Source organism: Collimonas sp. OK412, from assembly GCF_900112135.1.
Lineage (GTDB): Bacteria > Pseudomonadota > Gammaproteobacteria > Burkholderiales > Burkholderiaceae_D > Collimonas > Collimonas rhizosphaerae.
This window is the reverse complement of record NZ_FOLC01000002.1, coordinates 114,995-135,887: the sequence shown is the minus strand read 5'-3', so window position 1 is coordinate 135,887 and position 20,893 is coordinate 114,995. Positions and strand designations below refer to the sequence as shown.

Here is a 20,893-nt window from a genome sequence, read left to right as displayed (position 1 = left end):
AACAGCCATTTTCAAGGAGCACCGCCATGTCCCATCTTTCCGCCCGCACTTGTGGCCGCCTCAGCGCGCTGGCCATCGCCGCCCTCGGCATCGGCTCGGCATTCGCCCATCCGGGCCATCCCGACGCGTTCGGCTTCAACGACGGATTTTCCCATCCGCTCTCCGGCATCGACCATTTGCTGGCGATGCTGGCGGTTGGCTTGTGGGCGGCGCAAAACAAGCGTTCCGCGCTGTGGGTGCTGCCGCTGGCGTTTCCGCTGATGATGGTGGCCGGCGCTCTGCTGGCGTTTTCCGGCCTGCAGCTGCCCGCGGTTGAAACCGGCATTGCGGCATCGGTCGCCGTGCTCGGCCTGCTGATCGCCTTCGCCGTGCGCATGCCGCTCTGGGCCAGCGCCGGCGTGGTTTCCATCTTCGCGCTGTTCCACGGCTATGCGCATGGCAGCGAATTGCCGCATGGCGCCTCGGCGCTTTGGTATGGCGTCGGTTTTGTCGCTGCGACAGCGCTGCTGCATGCGCTTGGCCTGGCGATCGGCCTGGTTGCCGGCCAGAAAATGGCGGCGCAGGCAGTGCGGCTGGGCGGCGTGGCGATTGCGGCGGTGGGCTGCTACCTGCTGTCCGGCGCACTCTAAGAAACAGCCAAGCCCTGCGGCTGCTGCTTGCAGCCATTCAAAAAAACCAGGCTCTTCCGCGGTTCGCTGCGGAGAGCCTGGCTTTTTATTGCGCAAGCCCCTCGTACATCCAAATATGCTAATGTCTTTCAGCTTGCCTGAGTCATTGCACTTCCTATTTTGCTACCTGGACTGGATATAACATGACTACCTCTATTGCATACCGGATACCGGGGCGCGCCCGCGACCTCGGCGAACTTGTAGTACGCCGCGTGCTGCCGGCCGGCCGCCACCAAAGCGTGGGACCTTTCCTGTTTTTCGACCACATGGGGCCGGTCGACTTCGCCAGCGGCCAGGGCATCGATGTCCGCCCGCACCCGCACATCGGCCTGGCGACAGTCACCTATCTGTTCGAAGGCGCCATCCGCCACCATGACAGCCTGGGCAACGACCAGGAAATCATTCCGGGCGACGTCAACTGGATGACTGCCGGACGCGGCATCGTCCATGCCGAACGCACGCCTGCGGCGCAACGCGCCAAAGGCTGGCGCCTGCACGGCATCCAGACCTGGGTGGCGCTGCCGCTGGCCGACGAACAGGGACCGCCGGCCTTCGTCCACCATCCGGCCGCCAGCCTGCCCCTGGTCGAAGGCGACGGCTACCGGTTACGCATCATCGCCGGCCGCGCCTTTGGCAAGGAGGCGCCGGTCAAGGTCCTGGCGCCGACCTTGTATGTCGCCGCCGACATGCAGGCCGGCGCGCAGTTCACGCTGGAAGCGGAATATCCGCAGCAGGCGGTGTATGTCGCCAGCGGCAGCGTGACCATCGATGGCGAAGCGCTGGAAATGGGCGTGCTGGCGGTATTGGAACCTGGCCAGGCGGTACGCATTGCCGCCAGCGAAGCAGCCCAGGTCATGCTGCTGGGCGGCGCCCCTATCGACGGGCCGCGCACCATCTGGTGGAATTTTGTCGCCAGCGATCCGCAGCTGATTGAAACCGCTAAAGACAACTGGCGCGAGCAGCGCTTCGATCCGGTACCGGGCGACAACGAACGGATTCCCTTGCCGGATGCATAAGCTCATATCCATCAGCAGTTAATAATTATTGATAATTTAATTAAAATTGATCTTATCTATTTACTTATATCGAGAATAATACGAGCCAGACCTTCTCTGCCGTTCGCTGAAAGGAATTGCATGAAAAAGCTTACAACCGCCGCCGGCCAGGTCCAGCACCAGGTCGATACCGGCAACATCGGCAAACGGCTGCGGCGAACCGCAATCAAGCACCCTGTCGGCGCCCAGGCTCTTCACGTAATCCAGGTTGCGCAAGGATGCCGTGGCGATCCTTAGATCGTGGTCCGCGACGCCGTCGCTGATCCGGCAGGAACTGGAACGCGGCCTGCTGCATGAGATCGGCATCCTGGCTGACAGCGAAGTGGAAGTCTGGCTGCTGTATTCGAGCCGGCGCCATGTCAGCAGCAGGCTGCGGGTATTCTCCGACCTGTTGCTGGAAACTTTTCCGGACGCCAGGATGATTTGATGCCAGGCTGCCATCGCATCTGGCCAATATCAACGGCACACTGGGCTGGGAAAGCGCAAACCGGCGTCAACGGCTAGCATGGTCCGGGATGGCTTGAGCGACGCCATCCTGCAGTTTCCACGGTCGCTCGACAGAACAGGAGAACGCAATATGGCAACCCAGCTTAATATAGTCCTGGTGCATGGCGCATGGGGCGACGGCTCGCACTGGCGCCACGTGATTCCGCCGCTGCACGCAAGAGGATACCGCGTGAGCGCAGTGCAAAACCCGCTCACCTCGCTGGCCGACGATGTCGACCGCACCACCAGGTTCGCCGCGGCGCAGGACGGCCCGACGCTGCTGGTCGGCCACTCCTACGGCGGCATGGTGATCACCGGCGCGGGCCATGCGCCGAATGTGCTTGGCCTGGTGTACGTTGCCGCCTTTGCTCCCGATGAAGGTGAAACCCCGGGAGGCATTTTCGGCATGCGCGAACCGCCGCCCGGCGCCGCCAGCATCGCGCCGGACGACAACGGTTTCCTGTGGCTCGCCCGCGACCAGTTCCGCGACAATTTCTGCCAGGACGTGGATGCAACGGAAGCACTGGTGATGGCGCTGACGCAGAAGCCGATCGCTGCCCGTTGCTTCGGCGACGCCTCCGGGCCGCCGGCCTGGAAAACCAAGCCCTCCTGGTACCAGGTCTCGAGCAACGACCGCATGATCCCGCCGGCAACCGAGCGCTGGTTCGCCGAACGCATGCAACCCAGGAAGACCATCGAACTGGCGGCCAGCCACGCTTCCATGGCCTCGCATCCGGATGAAATCGTCGCCCTGATTGAAGAGGCGGCGCGCGCCCTGGCCTGATGCGGCCGTCACAGCGCCGCGGCAGCCGGCTACCGGCTGGCTGCCGCGCTTATCGTCATTGCATTTGCACCCTTGGCTTCCACAGCGTCCAGCCGAGGTTCATGCCCGCGGCAGCGATCAGGATAGCGGCGGCGCCGATCAGCTGGCTCAGCTGCAGCCGGTGGCCGAAGGCCAGGAAATCCACTGCGATCGCCACGATGGGATAGATGAACGACAGCGATCCCGTCAGGTGCGTCGGCAATTTCTGGATCGCGCCATACAGCAGGATATACATCAGCCCGGTGTGCACCACGCCGACCGTCACCAGCATGCTCCATGTGCCGAGGCCGGAAGGCAGCGCCGACAAGTGGGCGAAAGGGGCCAGCATCAGCATACCGACGCAAACCTGGACCAAGGCAATCAGGTGCGGCGGCGTGCCGGCCAGTTTCTTGGTAATGATGGCGGCCACCGCATAGAAAAAGGCTGCGCCCAACGCCATCAGTATCCCCACCAGGTAATTGCTGCCGCTATCGGCCGCCCCCGGTTGCGCCAGCACGATCAGCAGCATGCCGGCAAAGGCTATCGCGAGCCAGGTCAGCTTGTTGAGCGTCAGCCGCTCAGCGAAAAAAACCGCGCCCAGGCAGACCAGCATGAACGGCTGAGTGTTGTAGACCGCGGTAGAGATCGAGATCGACGCATGCGAATAAGAGACGAACAGCAGCAGCCAGTTGACCACGATCGCCACGCCGCCCAGCGCCGCCAGGGCCAGCAGGCGCAGCGTGATGGCGCCGCGCAGCAGCCCCATTCCAGCGCAGACTAGCAGCAAGGTAGCCGCGCCAAACACACAGCGCCAGAACACCACGTCCAGCACCGGCTGGCCCGAAACCACGACAAACCAGCCGATGGTTCCCGAAATGACCATGGCGGCGGTCATTTCAACCGTGCCGCTTACCTTCTTATTCATATAAAGCTCCCGAAAGCCGTCAGAGCCTGATAATCTCACTTTATCATCGTGTTTTCCATGCTTAATACAAGGAAATATCCGTCATTATCCTTATTATATAAGGCAATATTTCAAATTTTCGGAGACATGCAAAATGCTGAACAATGTCGACCAGCGCATCCTTGAAGTCCTGCTCAAGGATGCGCGCATTTCACTCAAAGAACTGGGCCAGCAGGTTGGCCTGTCCTCGCCCAGCGTGTCGGAGCGGCTGCACCGGCTTGAGGAGCGCGGCGTCATCCGCGGGTTCACGGTGGATATCGATCCGCAGGCGCTGGGCTACCAGCTGCAAGCCATCGTGCGCATCCGGCCCCTGCCCGGCAAGCTGCAGATGGTCCAGAAGCTGATCGAAGACACGCCCGAATTCTGCGAATGCGACAAGGTGACCGGAGAAGATTGTTATATCGCGCGCCTGTTCGTGCGCTCGATCGCAGAACTGGACCAGGTCATCGACCGCATCGCCGACAAGGCCGAGACCAATACCGCGATCGTCAAGGCGCAGCCGATCAAGCGCCGGCCGCCGCCGTTTGCCGCCGCATAGGACGGCGCCAGGTTAACGCTCGATCATGCGGCTCCAGCGATCGTTCCAGGCGGCGCGGTCCTTGTTGATGGCGTCCCAGTCGACCGTGTTGATGTTTTTCATCAGCTTGTCGACATTGCCTATCTTGGCTTGCACGGATTCCGGTATCTTGACATTCTTGTTGATCGGAATGACGTTGGCATACTCCACCGCCTTGGCTTGCGCGCCGGCGCTCAACAGGTATTCCGCCAGTTTCTGCGAGAGTTCGGGCTCGGAATTATTCTTCAAGGCGCAAGCGCCGACCATCAGCATGACGGCCCCCTCTTTCGGCGTAGCAAATTCGGCCGGGATGCCCTTGGCTTTCAGATTCGCAATCGCCGTCGGCGTCAGCGGAAAAATCGCGGTTTCGCCGGTTTGCACCATTTCCGATATTTTCGCTGAGCTGGACAGGTACTCAAGCACGTTAGGACCGACCGTGCTGCCCCATTTCTGGAAACCCGGCTCGACATTTTTATCGGTGCCGCCGACCAGGCGGTTGAACATCAGGAAGCTGTGCAGGCCGAAGGTGCTGCTCTGGATCGACTGGAACACCACTTTTCCCTTGTATTTCGGATCAGCGAAATCCATCCAGGACGTCGGCGCAGCCCAGCCTTTTTCATCGAACATCTTCTTGTTGTAGCCGATGCCGACCGTACCCAGTTCTATCCCCACTGCCTGATCGTTCGCCATGCGCGCGAATGGATAAATTTCCTTGAATACCGGGGCGTCTTTCAGTTTCTGGCACAGCCCCATGCCGACCGCGCGGTACATGACGCCATCGTCGAGAAACACCAGGTGCATTTGCGGCTTGTCTTTTTGCGCCGACATCTTGGCCATGATGTCGGCGGAGGTGCCGGGAACCACCACAATCTTGACGTTATTGGCTTTTTCGAATTCCGGGAATATATAGCTAGTGTAATTTTTTTCCATGCTGCCGCCGTTCATGCCGACATACAGCGTGCGCGTCTCGGCGCTGCTTGCCGCCGCGACGCCTAATGCAGAAATGAATCCTGTCGCCAGGAGAATCTGTTTGAATTTCATGGTCCCGCCTCCTCAAAGATTAAACGCCCCGATATGCCTGCCACATCATTTCCTGATGCATCGTCTTCAGCTTGTTTTCAACTTATGTTCAACTTGGTGCGCTGAATCTGCCGATGCTGAAAGCCTCGATAGGCGTTGCCGTCGCCCCATGGGCTACCAGGTCCGCCAGGACTTCCCCCACTGCCGGCGCCAGCTGGAAGCCGGCGCCGGAAAAACCAAAAGCATGAAACAGGCCAGGAGTCGTCGCGCTCGGTCCGAGCACCGGCTGATGATCCGGCAATGCGCCCTCGACGCCGGTCCAGCTGCGGATCACCAATGCGTTTTGCAATGCAGGAATGAATTCGCAAGCCATCCTCATCGAGGCAAACATGGAAGCGCTGGCCGGCCGCGTCGATGCAATCGCCAACTGCCCCGTGCCGCGTCCGCCGCCCAGCACGAAATTTCCTCTTTCTACCTGGCGCACATAAAAACCGCCGCCGACGATGCCGACATTGGGCTCAACCAGTTTGGGCATCGGTTCGGTCACCCACATGTTCGGAAAAATTGGATATTCCGGCACGCGCTCGCCAAATTGTTCGGCAAATCTTGCGCCCCATGCACCGGCGCAGTTAAGCAGGAATTTCGCTTTGACTTCCAGCCCGCCGGCAGCACGAACCGTAAATTTCCCGCCATCGAAGACGGCGCTTTCTACCGTCATCTCCTCGCGCAGGTCGGCGCCGTGATTCTTTGCCGCCAGCGCAAAAGCGGCTGCCACCAGCCGTGGATTGGCGTGGCCGTCGCCCGGGCACAAGGAGCCGCCGGCGACCTTCTCGCCCAGCCACGGAAAGCGCTGGCGCAGTGCTGCGCGTCCGAGGATCTCAAGCTGCAAGCCGAAGCCGTCGGCTTGCGCGCGGTAGTCTTCGAGCGACGCCAGTTCAATCTCGCTGCGCGCCAGTTTCAGATGGCCTGAAACCGTATATTCGCAGTCGCTGCCTATCAGCTGCGGCAAACGCTGCCAGATCGCATAGGCACGCTGCGATAACGGCAGCTGCACCGCAGCCCGGCCCTGGCGCCGCACTCCGCCATAATTGACGCCGCTGGCTTGCGCACCGCACCAGCCCTGCTCCAGCAACACCACTGACAGGTTCATGCGACGCAAGGCCAGCGCGGCCGAGCAGCCCATCAGGCCGCCGCCGATAATGGCGACATCCGCTGTCAGCTGCTCGCTCATGACGTTTCCCGTACCGGGCTCGCCGCCGCGCCAGCCGCCACCGGCATCGGTTTGATCGGCGGCTGGCCGCGCAGGCGTCCGATTTCCGCCAGCGACTTGCCGGTGCTGCAAGCCAGGATTTCAGCAGCAGCAGCGCTGCAAACCCGTCCCTGGCAACGTCCCATGCCAACCCGGGTCAGTGCTTTCAGCCGGTTCATTTCGACCGTGCCGGCATGGTTCACGGCATGGCGCAGTTCGCCTGCCGTGATTTCTTCACAGCGGCAAATGATTTCTTCATCGGCGCACTCGCGCGCCCATTCGACCGGCGTTGGAAATGCGCGCTCGAGTCCGCGTCGAAATCCCTGTATACGTTGCAATGTGCGATCGAGGCGCCTGCTTTCTCCCACGTCGATTGTCTTTCCCAAGTCTTCAAGCAAAGCCAGGGCGGCGCGCCGTCCCGCCAGTTCGGCGGCGTCGGCGCCGGCAATGCCGCCGCCATCGCCCGCAAGGTATACCCCCTTGACGCTGCTGCGCCCGGCCTGGTCGCGCTGCGGCAGCCATTGCTGGTTGAGCTGGCTGAACTCGAACGCGCAGCCCGCCAGGTCGGCCAGCTGGGTTTCCGAACGCAGGCCGAAACCGCTGGCGACAGCGTCGCACTCCAGCGTTTGTTCACGGCCATCCTTATGCCAGGAAATGGTTTCTACCTTTTGTTCGCCTTTGACTGCAATTTTTTCCACGCCCTCCACCACCTTGACGCCATGGCAGCGCAGCCAAGCCAGAAAATACAAACCCTTGGCCAAAGCAAGCGGCTGCTTAAGCAGATCAAATGTCGCCTGCAGCTTGCCGGCAAAAGAAGAGGTATCCAGCACTGCGGCAATGTCGGCGCCAGCTTTCGCATATTGATAGGCAAGCAGGTAAAGCAAGGGTCCGGAACCAGCCAGGACGATACGGCTGCCGATCACGCAGCCTTGCGCTTTCAGCGCGACCTGGGCTGCGCCCAGGGTATACACGCCAGGCAAGAGCCAGCCTGGGAACGGCAACACCCGGTCGATGGCGCCGGTACATAACATCAGGTGCGTATAGGGCAAGGATTGGTGCTGGCCGCGGCCCAGCAGATCCAGCTGGCGGCCATCGCAATTCCATACCAGGGTCTCGGGCAGATAATTGATATAGCTGCGCAGTTTGTTGAATGTGCGGTGCAGCGCATCCGCTTTTGCAGATTCAAAACCGTACAGCTGTTTTTTCGAGCGCACAAACCCCGCAGGCGGCTGGCGATATACCTGGCCGCCGGCACGCTGGTTTTCATCGACAACCACCGGCCGCAATCCCGCCGCCACCAAGACCTCGGCGGCACGCACCCCGGCCGGTCCGGCGCCGACAATCACGATCCGCGGCTCATCCATGCCGTACTCCCGAGACCGCAGTCAGCAACCGCATGCCGGCCTGGATTTCGGTGCTGCAGGCGCGCAGCGGCTGTCCGTCTTCAGTGCGCATCCAGCAATCCTGGCAAGCGCCGATCAGGCAAAAGCCGGCGCGCGGCTTGCCGCTGAATTCAGACAAACGCAAGCTGTCCGCCTGCGTCAGGACCGCGGTCAATACGGTGTCGCCCGCCAGCGCGGTCACGCTCCGGCCGTCCAGCGAGAAGCTGACCGGTTCGCGTTGCGTCTCTGCGATTCTGGTAAATAAAGTCATTGCCTGGTTTCCTGTTGCTGGCATGGATTCATCCCTGCTGGCCGATCAATACCTTGTCCAACCCGTAGACGCGATCCAGCACCAGCATCGCGGCGCCGGTAACCAGGATCATCAATGCCGACACCGAAGCCATCATCGGGTCGATCGATTCGGTGGCGTACATGTACATGCGCACCGGCAGGGTGACGGTAGCCGGCGTGGTCACGAAAATCGACATGGTCAGCTCGTCGAAACTGTTGATGAACGCCAGCAGCCAGCCGCCGGTAATGCCGGGCAGGATCATCGGCAGCGTGACGCGCCGGAATACCGTCCAGGGTCCGGCGCCGAGCGACTGCGCGGCCTGTTCGGCGCTTCGGTCCATGCCCACTACCGCTGCCAGCACCAGCCGCAATACATAGGGGCTGATCACCACCACGTGGGCCACCACCAGCCAGCTGAATGAACCGCTGACACCCATGCTGGCGAACAGGCGCATCAGCGCCACCCCCAGCACCAGGGAGGGAATGATCAGCGGCGACAGGAACAAGGCATTCAGGAAATCGCGGCCGGCAAAACCCAGGCGTCCTATCGCCAATCCTGCCGGCAGCGCGATGCACAGCGAGAGCGTGGCGGACAGCAGCGCCAGCAGCAAACTGTTGTAGAACGATTGCACGAAGTCGGGATGTTCGAAGACGGCTTTGAACCAGCGCAATGAAACACCGTGGGTCGGCAAGGACAGCGTGTCTTCCGGCGTAAACGCGACCAGGCACACCACCAGCAGCGGCGCCAGCACAAACGCCACCACCAGCGTGTGGAATATCAAGGCAATCGGACCATTGTTGCGCATACGATCGGTTTCCCCGGTTAGCCCAGCGTCCTGGAATACTTGCGTTCCAGGACCCGGTTGTAGCTCAGCATGATGAGCAGGTTCGCCAGCAGCAGGATGATGGCTATCGACGCTCCCAGCGGCCAGTTGAGCGAGCCGAGGAATTCGTCGTAGACAGTGGTCGCCACCACTTTCAGGCGGCGTCCGCCCAGCAAGCCCGGAATCGCAAAGGCGCTGGCGCTGAGGCCGAACACGATCAGGCTGCCGGACAGGATGCCGGGCAAGACTTGCGGCAGCACGATCCGCCGCAGCACCGTCGCCGGCGAGGCGTTCAGGGACAAGGCCGCCTGGGCGACGGTAGGATCCAGCCTTTGCAAGGAGGTCCATACTGGAATCACCATGAACGGCAGCATCACGTGTACCAGGGCGATCACAACGGCGCCCGTGGTGTAGAGCAGCTTGAGCGGCGCAAAACCGAACCAGGCGATAGCCGAATTAACCAGGCCGTTGGCGCTGAGCAGCATGCTCCAGCCGAAAGCGCGCACCACTACCGACACCAGCAGGGGACCGAGGATGACGATCAGGAAAATCGAGCGCCACGGTTTCCCCATGCGGCTCAGCACATAAGCTTCCGGCGCGCCGATCACTATGCAGATGAGCGTGGTCAGTCCCGCTATCCAGAATGTGCGCAAGAAGATGGAATGGAAATATTCGTCGCTGAACACCTGCCAGTAATTGTTCAGGCTGAATTTGGCGACGATGCCGGTGCCGGAATCGAAGCCGTAGAAAGACAGCAGCAAGGTCAGCAGCAACGGCACCAGCACCATCGTGAAAAAAAGGATCACGCCCGGTGCGGTCAGCAAGTACGGCAGCCATGGCGACGACAGCGCGGGCGACTTAGCCATGCCGGACCTCGGGCTGTCCGCGCTTGACGATGTGCAGCGCATCCGCTGGCCAGCGCAAGGAAACCTCCTGGCCGTCGCTGCATGCGGCATTGCCGCAGTTCTGCCAAGTGGCCAGCAAATCACCCAGTCCGGTGTCGATGTGATACAGCCATTGGTTGCCAAGGAACACGCCGGAACGCACCCGGCCGCGAATGATTTCATCCTGCGGGCTGCAGCGTTCCAGTTTTTCCGGGCGCAGGCAAAGCGTGACCTGTTCGCCGATTTGCAAGGTGGCGTCGTTGGTGTTCAGCAGATGCCCGTGAACATTCAGCGCCGATCCATGCTGGCTGACTGAGGCCACCTGCCCTTCGAACAGGTTGGCCTTGCCGACGAACTGCGAGACAAACTGGTTGACCGGCGATTCATAGGCATCGAACGGCTTGGCGATCTGGATCGCGCGGCCGGCATCCATCACCACCACGCGGTCGCTCATCGACAAGGCTTCCGACTGGTCATGCGTGACCATGATGGTAGTGGTGCCGACCTTGCGCTGGATCTCGCGCAGCTCTACCTGCATGTCCTCGCGCAGCTTGGCGTCGAGATTCGACATCGGCTCATCCAGCAGCAGCACCGGCGGTTCAATCACCAGGGCGCGCGCCAGGGCCACCCGCTGGCGCTGGCCGCCGGACAGCTCGCGTGGATAACGATGGCTGAATTTTTCCAGGTGCACCAGCGCCAGCGCCTTGCGTACCCGCTCCGCGCATTCGTCCGGTGCAATCCGCCGCATTTCCAGGCCGAAGCCGACATTGCCGCTCACCGTCATGTGCGGGAACAAGGCATAACTCTGGAACACGATGCCGAGGCCGCGGCGGTTCGGTTTTTCATGGGTGATGTCGCGCCCATCCAGCAGCACCCGGCCCGCGCTCGCCTCGATAAAACCGGCGATCATTTGCAGGGTGGTGGTCTTGCCGCAGCCGGAAGGTCCGAGCAGCGAAACGAACTCCCCCTTCTCCACCGTCAGGTTGAGTTTCTCCACCGCGGTGAAGTCACCGTAGTGCTTGGATAGGTTTTCCAGCTGTAGAAACGACATCGACTTGTCTCCCATGACGGTCGGTTTTGCATCCAATACCTTGCCAAAGCCTTTTCCGAAATATAGTGAAAAGAAAAATCAGGGTCAATTCAATATTCCATATAGCAGACTAATTATTTGATTTACTCCATTAAATGAATATATTATTAAACATATAGATATATATATTCCACCTGGAGAAATTGATGAAGGATCAAGATGGTTCTACCGGAACCAGCCTGCAGCGCGGTTTCGCGATTATCCGGGCCCTGGCCGCGAGCAGCGGCGATGGCGCCAAGCTGACCCATATCGCCCAGGCCACCGGCCTGGCCCAGCCCACTGCGCACCGCATCCTGCGCGCACTGGCGGGCGAAGGCGTGGTCGAACAGGATGAACGCAGCAAGGCCTATCGCTTGAGCGTGGAATTTTTTGCGCTCGCTGCGCGCGCCGGCCAGCGCGGCAACTTGCGCGATATCTGCCGCCCCATCCTGCTGCGGCTGTCGGCAGCGCTGGGCGACACCATGTTCCTGCTGGTGCGCAGCGGCTACGACGCGATGTGCCTGGACCGTAGCGAGGGACCGTTCCCGATCCGTTCGTTTACGGGAGACGTAGGCGGCAGGGTCGCGCTCGGGGTCGGCCAGGGAGCATTGGTGATCCTGGCGTTCCTGCCGGAAGCAGAACGGGAAGAAATCATCCGCTTCAACCTGCCGCGCCTGCTGGACCTGGGCTTGTACGACGAAGTGTATCTGCGCACCGAAATCAAGCGTTCTCTCGATCTTGGCTACGCCGCCAGCCACGGCGTCGGGCTGCTGCCCGGCATGGCGGGCATTGCGGTGCCGGTGCTGGACCGCCAGGGCCGTGCGGTGGCCGCCCTGAGCGTCGCCACGCTGGCGGAAAGACTGAATGCCGATCGTTTGCCGACCGTGGTGCAGATATTGAAGAAAGAAGCCGCGAGCGTCGGCGCGCAGCTTAACCCGTTCGACCCGGTGCTGCGCAGGCCTGCGCAGATACTCGGCGGCTTGCCGATTGAGCCGCCAAAATGACAAAACGACCGGCTCGCGCGTACGGACCGGTCGTCAAACTGAATGGCAAAACGTAAATTGGAAAGGATGCGGCTGTCGCGATAGCCGATAAAGGAGAAGACTCCCGGAACCCAGTCCTATCTGGAAAGTGGCCCCGGCGAAAGGTGAATCTACTCTTGTATCGGCACCCGAACGACGGCAAGGCTCCGGAAAATCCATGCGCGCAGGAAGGCAGCGCGGCAAATCAGGAGAAAATCAAGAGAGGATTTTTTACTGAAACGGCAAGGAAGACATGTTCATCTTCCTTGCCTGGAATATGGAGCGGGAGAAGAGTCTCGAACTCTCGACCTCAACCTTGGCAAGGTTGCGCTCTACCAACTGAGCTACTCCCGCATATGGAGTCTGGAGGCGGGGGTCGGGATCGAACCGGCGTAAACGGCTTTGCAGGCCGCTGCATAACCACTTTGCTACCCCGCCAGGGGTGTCCTGCTGCAAAATCAAAGCATATTGGCTGGATGGACATCTGCCAGGCAATACGATCAGCTATTGATTCTACATAAAAAAAGGAAGCTTTTTCCAGCTTCCTTTTTTGAATCTGGAGCGGGAGAAGAGTCTCGAACTCTCGACCTCAACCTTGGCAAGGTTGCGCTCTACCAACTGAGCTACTCCCGCATTTGTTTCTTTTTCTGTATTAACTACAGAGACGACATTATAGTTGATCTACAGAGCTTGTCAATAATTTCGAAAAATATTCATCACATTTTTTCAAAACACCGACTTTTTACTTCACTGCTTGTTGTTTTCTTTTGCTGCGGTAGTTTCCTTGATCAGCGGCCACGCTTTACGCAAATAATAAAACATGGACCACACCGTCAACACCGCTGCTATCACCAGCAGCACCTGTCCCCAGAAACGGGTATCGATGCCAAGCAGGTCGCCATAATACAACAACATCGGGATCGCGACCATCTGTGCCGTGGTTTTAATTTTACCGATGGAGCTGACGGCGACCGATTTCGATGCGCCGATCTGCGCCATCCATTCACGCAAGGCGCTGATGGCGATCTCGCGGCCGATGATCACAAACGCGATGATGGGATCGACCCGCCCCAGGTGCACCAGCACCAGCAAGGCGCCGGCAACCATCAGCTTGTCTGCGACCGGATCCAGGAAAGCGCCGAAAGCCGAGGTCTGGTTCCAGCGCCGCGCCAGGAAACCGTCGAACCAGTCGGTCACTGCGGCGACGATAAAAATGATGGTGGACGCCAGGCCCAGCTGCAGCGTCGAAAAACCGAGGTCAGGAAGATAGAAAACGCCGACCACCAACGGGATCAAGGCAACCCGCAACCAGGTCAGTAAAATCGGAATGTTAAATGGCATAAATGGTTTTATGGGTAAGGAGCCAACTGTTCATGTTTTAATTATCTAGGAGTATGCCGCAGTTGGGAAACAAAACCTGCAAAAGCAACAAGCAAAGAACTGGCTTGCAACACAATGCCGGCGGGTGCTAATGCAGCTGCTTGTAGATCTCCTCCGCCAGCAGCCTTGATATCCCCTCGACCGAGGCGATGTCCTCGATGCTGGCATCCGCCACGCCGCGCAGTCCGCCAAAACGCGCCAGCAGCTTCTGGCGGCGTTTGGCGCCGATCCCTTCAATCTCTTCCAGCCGCGAACTCTGGCGCGCCTTGGCCCGCTTGGCGCGCATGCCGGTGATCGCAAAGCGGTGCGCCTCGTCGCGGATCTGCGCGATCAGCATCAATGCTGCCGATTCCTTGCCGAGCTCGCGTGCGGCGCGGCCGTCGGCAAAGATCAGCGTTTCCAGCCCGACCTTGCGCCCTTCGCCTTTGGCGACGCCGACGATCAGGCTGATATCCAGCCCCAGTTCCGCCAGCACCTGGCGCGCCATTTCAACCTGCCCCTTGCCGCCGTCGACCAGCACGATGTCGGGCATCACGCCGTCGCCGTTGGCCACTTTTTCGTAGCGCCGCATCAGCACCTGGCGCATCGCGGCGTAGTCGTCGCCAGGCGTGATGTCCTTGATGTTGTAGCGCCGGTATTCGCCGTTTTGCATGGCGTGATGATGGAATACCACGCAGGATGCTTGCGTGGCCTCGCCCGAGGTATGGCTGATGTCGAAGCACTCGGCGCGCAAGCTGTCGATATCTTCGACTTCAAGGCCCAGCACCTCCACCAGCGCGCGTGTCCTGGATTGCTGCGACCCCTGCTCCGACAGCAGCCTGGCGAGCGAAATCTCGGCGCCCTTCTGCGCCATCTCCAGCCACTGGCGGCGCTGCCCCTGCGGCTGGAACAGCAGGTTGATACGGTGGCCGCATTGTTCCATCAGCGCCACCATCAGGGCCGGTTCGTCGAATTCGATATTCAGGATCAGGGTGCCGGGAATGAACGTATCGATGTAATGCTGCGCCATGAAGGCTTTGAGCACAGCGACTTCAATGGTTTCGCCCGCCGCTTCTTCCGGGTTCGACAGCGCGCCGTCGACGTGGCTCGGGAAATACGCGCGGTCGCCCAGGTGGCGGCCGCCGCGCACCATCGCCAGGTTGACGCAGGCGCGCCCGCCCTGGACGATGACGGCGACGATATCGATATCGCTGTCGCCCACGGTTTCCATGCTTTGCTGATGCAATACGCGCGACAGCGCAGTGATCTGGTTGCGCACCGCGGCCGCCTGCTCGAACTTCAGTTCGGCGGCGTAGGCATGCATCTTCTTGTCCAGCGTCGTCAATACTTCGGTCTGCCGTCCGCGCAGGAACTTGGCGGCGTTGTCGACATCGGTCAGGTAATCCTCATGGCTGACCAGCTTCACGCACGGCGCGCTGCAGCGCTGGATCTGGTGCAGCAGGCAAGGCCGCGTGCGGTTGGCGAAGACGCTGTCTTCACAGGTGCGCAGCAAGAACACCTTCTGCAGGATCTGCATCGATTCCTTGACCGCCCAGGCGTTCGGGAAAGGACCGAAATACTGGTTCTTTTTATCCACCGCGCCACGGTAATACGCCATGCGCGGATATTCCTGGCCGCTGATTTTCAGGTAGGGATAGGATTTGTCGTCGCGGAAAAGAATGTTGTAGCGCGGCTGCAGGCTCTTGATCAGGTTGCTTTCCAGGATCAAGGCTTCCGCTTCGCTGCGCGTCACCGTGGTCTCCAGCCGTGCGATGCGCTCGACCATCATCGCGGTGCGCGGACTGGCGAGGTTCTTCTGGAAATAGCTCGACACCCGCTTCTTCAGGTCGCGCGCCTTGCCGACATACAGGATATTGTCGGCTGCGTCGAAATAGCGATACACGCCAGGCAGGTTCGGCAGCTTGGCGACGGTCTCCAGCACCACCGCGCGCGGATCGGGAATTTCAGCTTCAGTCATGATGCTAGTGTAGTGTTTCGCACATAATGGCGCTTAAGAAATGGTGGATTTTTGTGTCAGGCTAGGCGGATGGCCGCCCCGCGCGAACCGGAGCGATAGCTGGACTATCGCGAGGATTTGCAACGACGCATGGCGCGAAAAGACGCGGTCGGCTAGACGCCGTTTATTAAGTGTCATTATGTGCGAAACACTACACTAAATCATACCTTACAGCAGCGCTTGCACCAGCGACCTGGCGGCCAGGTAACGCGCATCGGCTTGCAACGTTTCCCAATCCAGCGCCGCCGTTTGCGGCGCCAGCGCCATCAGGCGCGCGCACGATGCCGGCGTGGCGCCGCCCTCCAGTCCGGCCAGCAGCTGGTCCGCCTTGTCTGGCGAATTGCAGATCAGGACCACGTCGCAGCCGGCCGCCAGCGCCGCCTTGGCGCCCTCCAGCACGCCGCCGGCCGAACCGGCGGCTTCCATGCTCAAGTCGTCGCTGAAAATCACGCCGTTGAAACCGATCTCCTCGCGCAGGATGGTCAGCCATTTCCGGGAGAATCCGGCCGAGTGCCGGTCCACCTTGGAATAAATCACATGCGCCGGCATCACCGCCGCCAGGCTCATGCCGAGCCAGTCGTAGGGCTTGACGTCTTCTTCCATGATCTGCGCCAGGCTGCGGTCGTCGACCGGCAGCGACGAATGGGAGTCGCCATGCACATAACCGTGGCCGGGAAAATGCTTGCCGCAGTTAGCCATGCCGGCCAGCGCCAGTCCGTGGTTCAGGCTCTTTGCCAGCAAGGCGACTACGCGCGGATCGCGATGGAAAGCGCGTTCGCCGATCACGCTGGAATCGCCGTAATCGAGATCCAGCACCGGCGTAAACGACAGGTCGACGCCGCAGGCGCGCAGTTCGCTGGCCAGCACGAAACCTACCGCGGTCGCTGTTTTGGTTGCCGCCAGCACATCGCGGTCCCATTGCTGCCCGAGCAGGCGCATCGCCGGCAGGCGGGTAAAACCGTCGGTCCTGAAGCGCTGCACCCGGCCGCCTTCATGGTCGACTGCGATCAATATGCCGGGACGCGCGGCATGGATCGCAGCGGTCAGCGCGGTCAGCTGCGCGCGATCCTGGTAATTGCGCGTGAACAGGATCACGCCGCCGGTGAGCGGATGCCGGATACGGCCGATATCGTCGGCGCTCAGGCTGGCGCCGGCCACGTCCAGCATGACCGGGCCAAGCGCAGCCTGGCCGGCTGCGCGCTGTTTCAAACCACTACTCATGTTTTCTCCACGCGATTCTGTTCCACAATGACAAAGGCGACCGCGTACTCCACTTCATCGGTAATCGATACCTGGGCGGTCAAGCCCCTGCTTTGCATGTATTCTTCCAGCGCCGGGTTGACCACGACGACAGGCTTGCCGCTGGGCGCATTCAAGGTTTGCATGGCGCGCCAGGTCATCGGCATCTTCATGCCCAGCCCGAGCGCCTTGGAAAAAGCCTCTTTGGCCGCAAAACGGGTGGCCAGGAAACGGATGCCGCGCGCCTCTACCTTGGTTTTGCGCTGCAGGTATTTTTCCATTTCCTGGGGACCCAGGATTTTTTCGGCGAAACGATCGCCGTTGCGCTGCAGCGCTGCGGCTATGCGCGGAATCTGGATGATGTCGGTGCCGATGCCATAAATCATCACAAGCCTTTCTATTTCCCCAGGCGTGCTTTCACCATCAGGGCTTTCATTTCGCTGACGGCGTTTTTCCAGCCGACGAACACTGCGTGCGCCACGATGGCGTGGCCGATGTTCAGCTCGGCGATATCGGGAATGGCGGCAATGGCCTGGGTATTGCTGTAATGCAGGCCGTGGCCGGCATTGACCTTGAGCCCGCGTTTGACGCCCTCCTGCACCGCGATCTGCACCCGCTCCAGCTCGCTGCGCTGCCCTGCTTCGTCATGCGCTTCGGCATAACGCCCGGTATGCAGTTCGATCACCGGCGCGCCGATTTCCGCCGCGGCCTGGATCTGGTCGGCTTCAGGATCGATGAACAGGCTGACCCGGATGCCTTCCGCCTGCAACTGCCGCACCGCCGCCTGCACCTGGGTAAAATACTTGACGACGTCGAGGCCGCCTTCGGTGGTCAGTTCATGCCGGCGCTCCGGCACCAGGCAAGAATCCTCCGGCTTGATCTTGCAGGAGAAATCGATCATTTCCTGGGTCACTGCCGCTTCCAGGTTCATCCGCGTGCGCAATTGCGGCCGGATGATTTCGACGTCGGCATCCTTGATGTGGCGCCGGTCTTCGCGCAAATGCAAGGTGATCACATCGGCGCCCGCCTCTTCAGCCTGCAATGCCGCTTGCAGCGGATCGGGGTAAGTGGTGCCGCGCGCATTGCGCAAGGTGGCGACGTGATCGATATTGACGCCAAGGTCGATCACGGCGGAGGTAGGATTGAGATAGCTCATCGTATGCTCAGGTAATGGGATGGGATTTGTCGGCGGCAGTCATCTGCATATTTACAGCTGCATCAGGTCGATCAGTATCTGCCGCGTGTTCAATGGCGCGCCGCCCAGGTGGTGGGCCAGCAGGAAGCGCATCAGGACCTTGCTCTGGGCCTGGGTGACGACATCGCTATAGTCTTCCCGCTCCATGTCGAGCAAGGTCTTGCCGCTGACGCGCGGCCAGGAATCGGCCGCGCGCGCAAGGCGCGGGCCGCGTTCGGGATCGACCACGTAATTTTCGGCAGGATCTACCGCTTGCCGGCTGCTGGTGCAGCGGGTGAAATCGCCGGCGACGCCGGTCTGCTTGAGCAGCGCTCTTTCAAACTGGCGCAGGACGATAGGCGCCGGCTCCTGGTGCGCCAATTGATTCAGCGTGGTGACGTAGTGATCGAACAGCGCCGCGTGCGGATCGTCGCGCGCCACCAGCTTGACCAGCAGTTCATTCAGGTAAAAACCGCACAGCAAGGCTGATTTTTCCAGCGGCAGCAAGCCGCCTACCCATTCGGCGGCGATCAGGGTGCGGATTTCGGATTTGCCGCTCCAGCTCAGCGACAAGGGCTGGAAGGTTTGCAGCACGCCGCGCAGCTTCGACAAGGGACGCTTGGCGCCCTTGGCAACCAGCGCGATGCGGCCGTAATCGCGGCTGAAGACATCGATGATCAGGCTGGTTTCGCGGTGCGGGTAGCTGTGCAGGACAAAACCGGGCTGGCCTGTGACGCGGGTATCCAGCGGCCGGGCCCGGCGTTTGGGCGGGCTGGAAGCTGCAGCGCCGCCAGCCTCGCCGATGACGGCGATCAATTCATCTTCAACCACGGTCGGCTGCATGGCAACTTCTCCGGCGGTGTCGTCAGCGATGATGGCGCTCATGCTCAGTGAGGTATGGAGTCGGGCTTATTCGTAGCCGTAGGCGCGCAATCCGGCTTCGTTGTCGGCCCAGCCGGATTTCACCTTGACCCAGATTTCCAGGTACACCGGACCGCCGAACAGACGTTCCATGTCCAGCCGCGCCTGGGTTGAAATATCCTTGAGGCGGGCGCCCTTCTGGCCGATCACCATCGACTTGTGGGTGTCGCGCTCGACCAGGATCGCCGCAAACACGCGGCGCAGGTTGCCTTCAAGTTCGAATTTCTCGATCAGGACCGTGCTGGTATAAGGCAGTTCATCGCCGACAAAACGGAATACTTTTTCACGCACGATTTCGGCCGCGAGGAATTTCTCGCTGCGGTCGGTAATATCGTCTTCGCCGAACATCGGCGGATTGGCCGGCAGGTGCTTGCGGATTTCGCCTTGCAGGTTATCCAGCTGGAAGCGCAGCTTGGCCGATACCGGCACCACCGCGGCAAAATCGCGCATGGCGGCGATTTTCTGAGCGAACGGCAGCAGCACCGCCTTGTCCTTGACCCGGTCCGATTTGTTGATCACCAGGATGCAAGGCACGTTGGCCGGCAGCAAAGCCATCACTTGCTGGTCAGCCGGGCCAAAGGTGCCTGCTTCGATGATGTACAGGATGACGTCGGCCGCTGTCAGCGTCGTGGTCACGGTGCGGTTCAGCGTCTTGTTCAGCGCATTCGAATGGCGCGTCTGGAAACCTGGCGTATCGACATACACGAACTGCGTGTCGGCCACGGTCTGGATCCCGGTAATCCGATGGCGCGTGGTCTGCGCCTTGCGCGACGTAATGCTGACCTTGGCGCCGATCAGCTCGTTCATCAAGGTCGACTTGCCTACGTTAGGGCGACCGACAATAGCTATGTAGCCGCAACGGAAATCAGCTGCAGCCGACGACATAGCAGTCGATGCCTGGGGTGTAGAGTCTGTCATGCGGTTTTCGATTTACTCGTAGTATGGGGTGTTGCATTAGAAGGAGCGGCGGCGCCGGCTGCGGCGATGGTTTCCGCGACAGGGCTCGCCTTGGCTGGGGCGGCTGCCTCAGCGCTGCCGTTGACGGCCGGCGCATGGGTTTTCGCCGGTGTTTTGGCGGCTGCCTCGACCGGGGTTTTGTCCTTGGCCGACGCGGCAGGCTTGCCGGCTTCATCCGGCGCCGCTTCCGGCGCATCCGGCTGAATCGTCGCAATTCCGCTCAGTTTCAGCTGCGCGGTGCGCGGCTTGGCTTTGCGCGGCGCGGCCGGCGCTTTCACAAAGGCCTTTTGCACCGCTTCCAGCGCCAGCTTGGCCGCGGCCTGCTCGCCGGCGCGGCGGCTGCCGCCGTTGCCGAAGACCTGGATATCCAGCTTCGGCACCAGGCATTCGATTTCGAATTCCTGGTTGTGCGCGGCGCCGTGGGTAGCCACGACGTTATATTGCGGCAAGGCGATCTTTTTCCCCTGCAGGTATTCCTGCAGCAGGGTCTTGGCATCCTTGCCCAGGGTCTTGGGATCGACAGTATCGAGGATCGGGATATACAAGGCGCGGATCACGTCGCGCGCGGCGTCAAAGCCGGCGTCCAGGAAAATCGCGCCGAACAGCGCTTCCAGCGTATCGGCCAGGATCGAAGGCCGGCGAAAGCCGCCGGACTTCAGCTCGCCCTCGCCCAGCCGCAGGAATTGCGACAATTCCAGCCTTTGCGCAATTTCATACAGCGATTGCTGCTTGACCAGGTTGGCGCGCACCCGCGACAGGTCGCCTTCGTCTATCTTGGTATAGCGGTCGAACAACAATGAAGCGACAACACAGTTCAGGATCGAATCGCCGAGGAATTCCAACCGTTCGTTATGCAAGGTGCTATGGCTGCGATGCGTCAAGGCCTGCTGCAATAACGTAGCATCCTTAAAAGTGTGGCCTAGCCGATTCTGCAATAACATGAGGTCCATTTTT

General features: G+C 60.7%; 23 protein-coding genes and 3 tRNA genes. 7 read left to right on the top strand and 19 right to left on the bottom strand.

Going from position 1 to position 20,893, the window contains the following annotated elements:
* Positions 1-26 precede the first annotated feature (26 nt).
* The 5 genes from BM062_RS03115 (at position 27) to BM062_RS03100 (ending at position 2,993) form a co-directional block, all read left to right on the top strand.
* Positions 27-629 (top strand): HupE/UreJ family protein, encoded by a 603-nt coding sequence (locus BM062_RS03115; protein WP_092392990.1) that lies wholly within the window; start codon positions 27-29, stop codon positions 627-629.
* Positions 630-811: 182 nt separating this feature from the next.
* A complete protein-coding gene (locus tag BM062_RS03110) occupies positions 812-1,684 on the top strand; it encodes a pirin family protein (RefSeq protein WP_092392987.1) in 873 nt (290 codons plus the stop codon).
* A gap of 120 nt (positions 1,685-1,804) precedes the next feature.
* Complete coding sequence (locus tag BM062_RS25505) at positions 1,805-1,960, top strand: hypothetical protein (protein ID WP_175500862.1); 156 nt, start codon at positions 1,805-1,807, stop codon at positions 1,958-1,960.
* Entirely contained in the window at positions 1,947-2,150 is a 204-nt protein-coding gene (locus BM062_RS03105) for a type 2 periplasmic-binding domain-containing protein (protein WP_139219977.1), read from the top strand. Before BM062_RS25505 ends, BM062_RS03105 begins: the two co-directional genes overlap by 14 nt.
* A 150-nt stretch (positions 2,151-2,300) precedes the next feature.
* Positions 2,301-2,993, top strand: coding sequence for an alpha/beta fold hydrolase (locus BM062_RS03100; RefSeq protein ID WP_092392981.1), 693 nt, complete (start codon positions 2,301-2,303; stop codon positions 2,991-2,993).
* Positions 2,994-3,048: 55 nt separating this feature from the next.
* Here the strand turns inward: BM062_RS03100 and BM062_RS03095 are convergent, their stop codons facing one another.
* Positions 3,049-3,936, bottom strand: a complete 888-nt coding sequence (locus tag BM062_RS03095) for a DMT family transporter (RefSeq protein ID WP_092392978.1) — start codon at positions 3,934-3,936, stop codon at positions 3,049-3,051.
* 133 nt (positions 3,937-4,069) lie between these two features.
* Here BM062_RS03095 and BM062_RS03090 point away from each other — a divergent pair, with 133 nt between their 5' ends.
* Complete coding sequence (locus BM062_RS03090; RefSeq protein WP_092392975.1) at positions 4,070-4,513, top strand: Lrp/AsnC family transcriptional regulator; 444 nt, start codon at positions 4,070-4,072, stop codon at positions 4,511-4,513.
* 12 nt (positions 4,514-4,525) lie between these two features.
* Here the strand turns inward: BM062_RS03090 and BM062_RS03085 are convergent, their stop codons facing one another.
* The 7 genes from BM062_RS03085 to BM062_RS03055 all read right to left on the bottom strand — a co-directional run bounded on the left by BM062_RS03085 (position 4,526) and on the right by BM062_RS03055 (position 11,232).
* Positions 4,526-5,572, bottom strand: coding sequence for an ABC transporter substrate-binding protein (locus BM062_RS03085; RefSeq protein ID WP_092392972.1), 1,047 nt, complete (start codon positions 5,570-5,572; stop codon positions 4,526-4,528).
* An 88-nt stretch (positions 5,573-5,660) separates the two neighbouring features.
* Positions 5,661-6,782: an NAD(P)/FAD-dependent oxidoreductase gene (locus tag BM062_RS03080; protein WP_092392969.1), complete on the bottom strand. Its 1,122-nt coding sequence runs from the start codon at positions 6,780-6,782 to the stop codon at positions 5,661-5,663.
* Positions 6,779-8,164 (bottom strand): FAD/NAD(P)-dependent oxidoreductase, encoded by a 1,386-nt coding sequence (locus BM062_RS03075; protein ID WP_092392966.1) that lies wholly within the window; start codon positions 8,162-8,164, stop codon positions 6,779-6,781. The genes BM062_RS03080 and BM062_RS03075 overlap by 4 nt, the downstream gene beginning before the upstream one ends.
* A complete protein-coding gene (locus tag BM062_RS03070) occupies positions 8,157-8,453 on the bottom strand; it encodes a (2Fe-2S)-binding protein (protein ID WP_092392963.1) in 297 nt (98 codons plus the stop codon). Before BM062_RS03070 ends, BM062_RS03075 begins: the two co-directional genes overlap by 8 nt.
* Positions 8,454-8,481: 28 nt before the next feature.
* A complete protein-coding gene (locus BM062_RS03065) occupies positions 8,482-9,279 on the bottom strand; it encodes an ABC transporter permease (RefSeq protein WP_092392960.1) in 798 nt (265 codons plus the stop codon).
* Positions 9,280-9,296: 17 nt separating this feature from the next.
* Positions 9,297-10,205, bottom strand: coding sequence for an ABC transporter permease (locus BM062_RS03060; protein ID WP_371326536.1), 909 nt, complete (start codon positions 10,203-10,205; stop codon positions 9,297-9,299).
* Positions 10,156-11,232 (bottom strand): ABC transporter ATP-binding protein, encoded by a 1,077-nt coding sequence (locus BM062_RS03055; protein WP_092393562.1) that lies wholly within the window; start codon positions 11,230-11,232, stop codon positions 10,156-10,158. The genes BM062_RS03060 and BM062_RS03055 overlap by 50 nt, the downstream gene beginning before the upstream one ends.
* Before the next feature lie 185 nt (positions 11,233-11,417).
* On the opposite strand from BM062_RS03055, the gene BM062_RS03050 reads away from it, so the two are divergent.
* Positions 11,418-12,254 carry an IclR family transcriptional regulator gene (locus BM062_RS03050; protein WP_092392953.1) on the top strand — a complete coding sequence of 279 codons (837 nt, stop codon included), beginning with the start codon at positions 11,418-11,420 and terminating at the stop codon, positions 12,252-12,254.
* Between the two features lie 296 nt (positions 12,255-12,550).
* Here BM062_RS03050 and BM062_RS03045 read toward each other — a convergent pair.
* The 11 genes from BM062_RS03045 to rnc all read right to left on the bottom strand — a co-directional run bounded on the left by BM062_RS03045 (position 12,551) and on the right by rnc (position 20,889).
* Positions 12,551-12,626, bottom strand: a tRNA-Gly gene (locus tag BM062_RS03045).
* A gap of 10 nt (positions 12,627-12,636) precedes the next feature.
* A tRNA-Cys gene (locus BM062_RS03040) sits at positions 12,637-12,710 on the bottom strand.
* A 119-nt stretch (positions 12,711-12,829) separates the two neighbouring features.
* A tRNA-Gly gene (locus tag BM062_RS03035) sits at positions 12,830-12,905 on the bottom strand.
* 114 nt (positions 12,906-13,019) lie between these two features.
* Positions 13,020-13,613: a CDP-diacylglycerol--glycerol-3-phosphate 3-phosphatidyltransferase gene (pgsA, locus tag BM062_RS03030; protein ID WP_061540860.1), complete on the bottom strand. Its 594-nt coding sequence runs from the start codon at positions 13,611-13,613 to the stop codon at positions 13,020-13,022.
* 127 nt (positions 13,614-13,740) lie between these two features.
* Complete coding sequence (gene uvrC, locus BM062_RS03025) at positions 13,741-15,609, bottom strand: excinuclease ABC subunit UvrC (protein WP_092392950.1); 1,869 nt, start codon at positions 15,607-15,609, stop codon at positions 13,741-13,743.
* Between the two features lie 207 nt (positions 15,610-15,816).
* A complete protein-coding gene (gene nagZ, locus BM062_RS03020; RefSeq protein ID WP_092392947.1) occupies positions 15,817-16,869 on the bottom strand; it encodes a beta-N-acetylhexosaminidase in 1,053 nt (350 codons plus the stop codon).
* Complete coding sequence (gene acpS / locus BM062_RS03015) at positions 16,866-17,273, bottom strand: holo-ACP synthase (RefSeq protein WP_092392944.1); 408 nt, start codon at positions 17,271-17,273, stop codon at positions 16,866-16,868. The genes nagZ and acpS overlap by 4 nt, the downstream gene beginning before the upstream one ends.
* Positions 17,274-17,284: 11 nt before the next feature.
* Complete coding sequence (gene pdxJ / locus BM062_RS03010; protein ID WP_092392941.1) at positions 17,285-18,043, bottom strand: pyridoxine 5'-phosphate synthase; 759 nt, start codon at positions 18,041-18,043, stop codon at positions 17,285-17,287.
* Positions 18,044-18,094: 51 nt separating this feature from the next.
* The gene (recO, locus tag BM062_RS03005; RefSeq protein WP_092392938.1) at positions 18,095-18,946 is read right to left on the bottom strand and encodes a DNA repair protein RecO; all 852 of its coding nucleotides are present in this window, start codon (positions 18,944-18,946) and stop codon (positions 18,095-18,097) included.
* Between the two features lie 24 nt (positions 18,947-18,970).
* The gene (gene era / locus BM062_RS03000) at positions 18,971-19,900 is read right to left on the bottom strand and encodes a GTPase Era (protein WP_092392935.1); all 930 of its coding nucleotides are present in this window, start codon (positions 19,898-19,900) and stop codon (positions 18,971-18,973) included.
* A complete protein-coding gene (gene rnc, locus BM062_RS02995) occupies positions 19,897-20,889 on the bottom strand; it encodes a ribonuclease III (protein ID WP_092392932.1) in 993 nt (330 codons plus the stop codon). The genes era and rnc overlap by 4 nt, the downstream gene beginning before the upstream one ends.
* Between the last annotated feature and the right edge of the window lie 4 nt (positions 20,890-20,893).

Coding starts and splice junctions, on each gene's coding strand:
- BM062_RS25505 (WP_175500862.1), top strand. CDS start 1,805: ATGAAAAAGCTTACAACCGCCGCCGGCCAGGTCCAGCACCAGGTCGAT.
- BM062_RS03115 (WP_092392990.1), top strand. CDS start 27: ATGTCCCATCTTTCCGCCCGCACTTGTGGCCGCCTCAGCGCGCTGGCC.
- era (WP_092392935.1), bottom strand. CDS start 19,900: ATGACAGACTCTACACCCCAGGCATCGACTGCTATGTCGTCGGCTGCA.
- BM062_RS03055 (WP_092393562.1), bottom strand. CDS start 11,232: ATGTCGTTTCTACAGCTGGAAAACCTATCCAAGCACTACGGTGACTTC.
- recO (WP_092392938.1), bottom strand. CDS start 18,946: ATGAGCGCCATCATCGCTGACGACACCGCCGGAGAAGTTGCCATGCAG.
- pdxJ (WP_092392941.1), bottom strand. CDS start 18,043: ATGAGCTATCTCAATCCTACCTCCGCCGTGATCGACCTTGGCGTCAAT.
- acpS (WP_092392944.1), bottom strand. CDS start 17,273: ATGATTTATGGCATCGGCACCGACATCATCCAGATTCCGCGCATAGCC.
- rnc (WP_092392932.1), bottom strand. CDS start 20,889: ATGGACCTCATGTTATTGCAGAATCGGCTAGGCCACACTTTTAAGGAT.
- BM062_RS03065 (WP_092392960.1), bottom strand. CDS start 9,279: ATGCGCAACAATGGTCCGATTGCCTTGATATTCCACACGCTGGTGGTG.
- BM062_RS03095 (WP_092392978.1), bottom strand. CDS start 3,936: ATGAATAAGAAGGTAAGCGGCACGGTTGAAATGACCGCCGCCATGGTC.
- BM062_RS03110 (WP_092392987.1), top strand. CDS start 812: ATGACTACCTCTATTGCATACCGGATACCGGGGCGCGCCCGCGACCTC.
- BM062_RS03075 (WP_092392966.1), bottom strand. CDS start 8,164: ATGGATGAGCCGCGGATCGTGATTGTCGGCGCCGGACCGGCCGGGGTG.
- pgsA (WP_061540860.1), bottom strand. CDS start 13,613: ATGCCATTTAACATTCCGATTTTACTGACCTGGTTGCGGGTTGCCTTG.
- BM062_RS03090 (WP_092392975.1), top strand. CDS start 4,070: ATGCTGAACAATGTCGACCAGCGCATCCTTGAAGTCCTGCTCAAGGAT.
- BM062_RS03050 (WP_092392953.1), top strand. CDS start 11,418: ATGAAGGATCAAGATGGTTCTACCGGAACCAGCCTGCAGCGCGGTTTC.
- BM062_RS03060 (WP_371326536.1), bottom strand. CDS start 10,205: ATGCGCTGCACATCGTCAAGCGCGGACAGCCCGAGGTCCGGCATGGCT.
- BM062_RS03080 (WP_092392969.1), bottom strand. CDS start 6,782: ATGAGCGAGCAGCTGACAGCGGATGTCGCCATTATCGGCGGCGGCCTG.
- BM062_RS03070 (WP_092392963.1), bottom strand. CDS start 8,453: ATGACTTTATTTACCAGAATCGCAGAGACGCAACGCGAACCGGTCAGC.
- BM062_RS03100 (WP_092392981.1), top strand. CDS start 2,301: ATGGCAACCCAGCTTAATATAGTCCTGGTGCATGGCGCATGGGGCGAC.
- BM062_RS03085 (WP_092392972.1), bottom strand. CDS start 5,572: ATGAAATTCAAACAGATTCTCCTGGCGACAGGATTCATTTCTGCATTA.
- nagZ (WP_092392947.1), bottom strand. CDS start 16,869: ATGAGTAGTGGTTTGAAACAGCGCGCAGCCGGCCAGGCTGCGCTTGGC.
- uvrC (WP_092392950.1), bottom strand. CDS start 15,609: ATGACTGAAGCTGAAATTCCCGATCCGCGCGCGGTGGTGCTGGAGACC.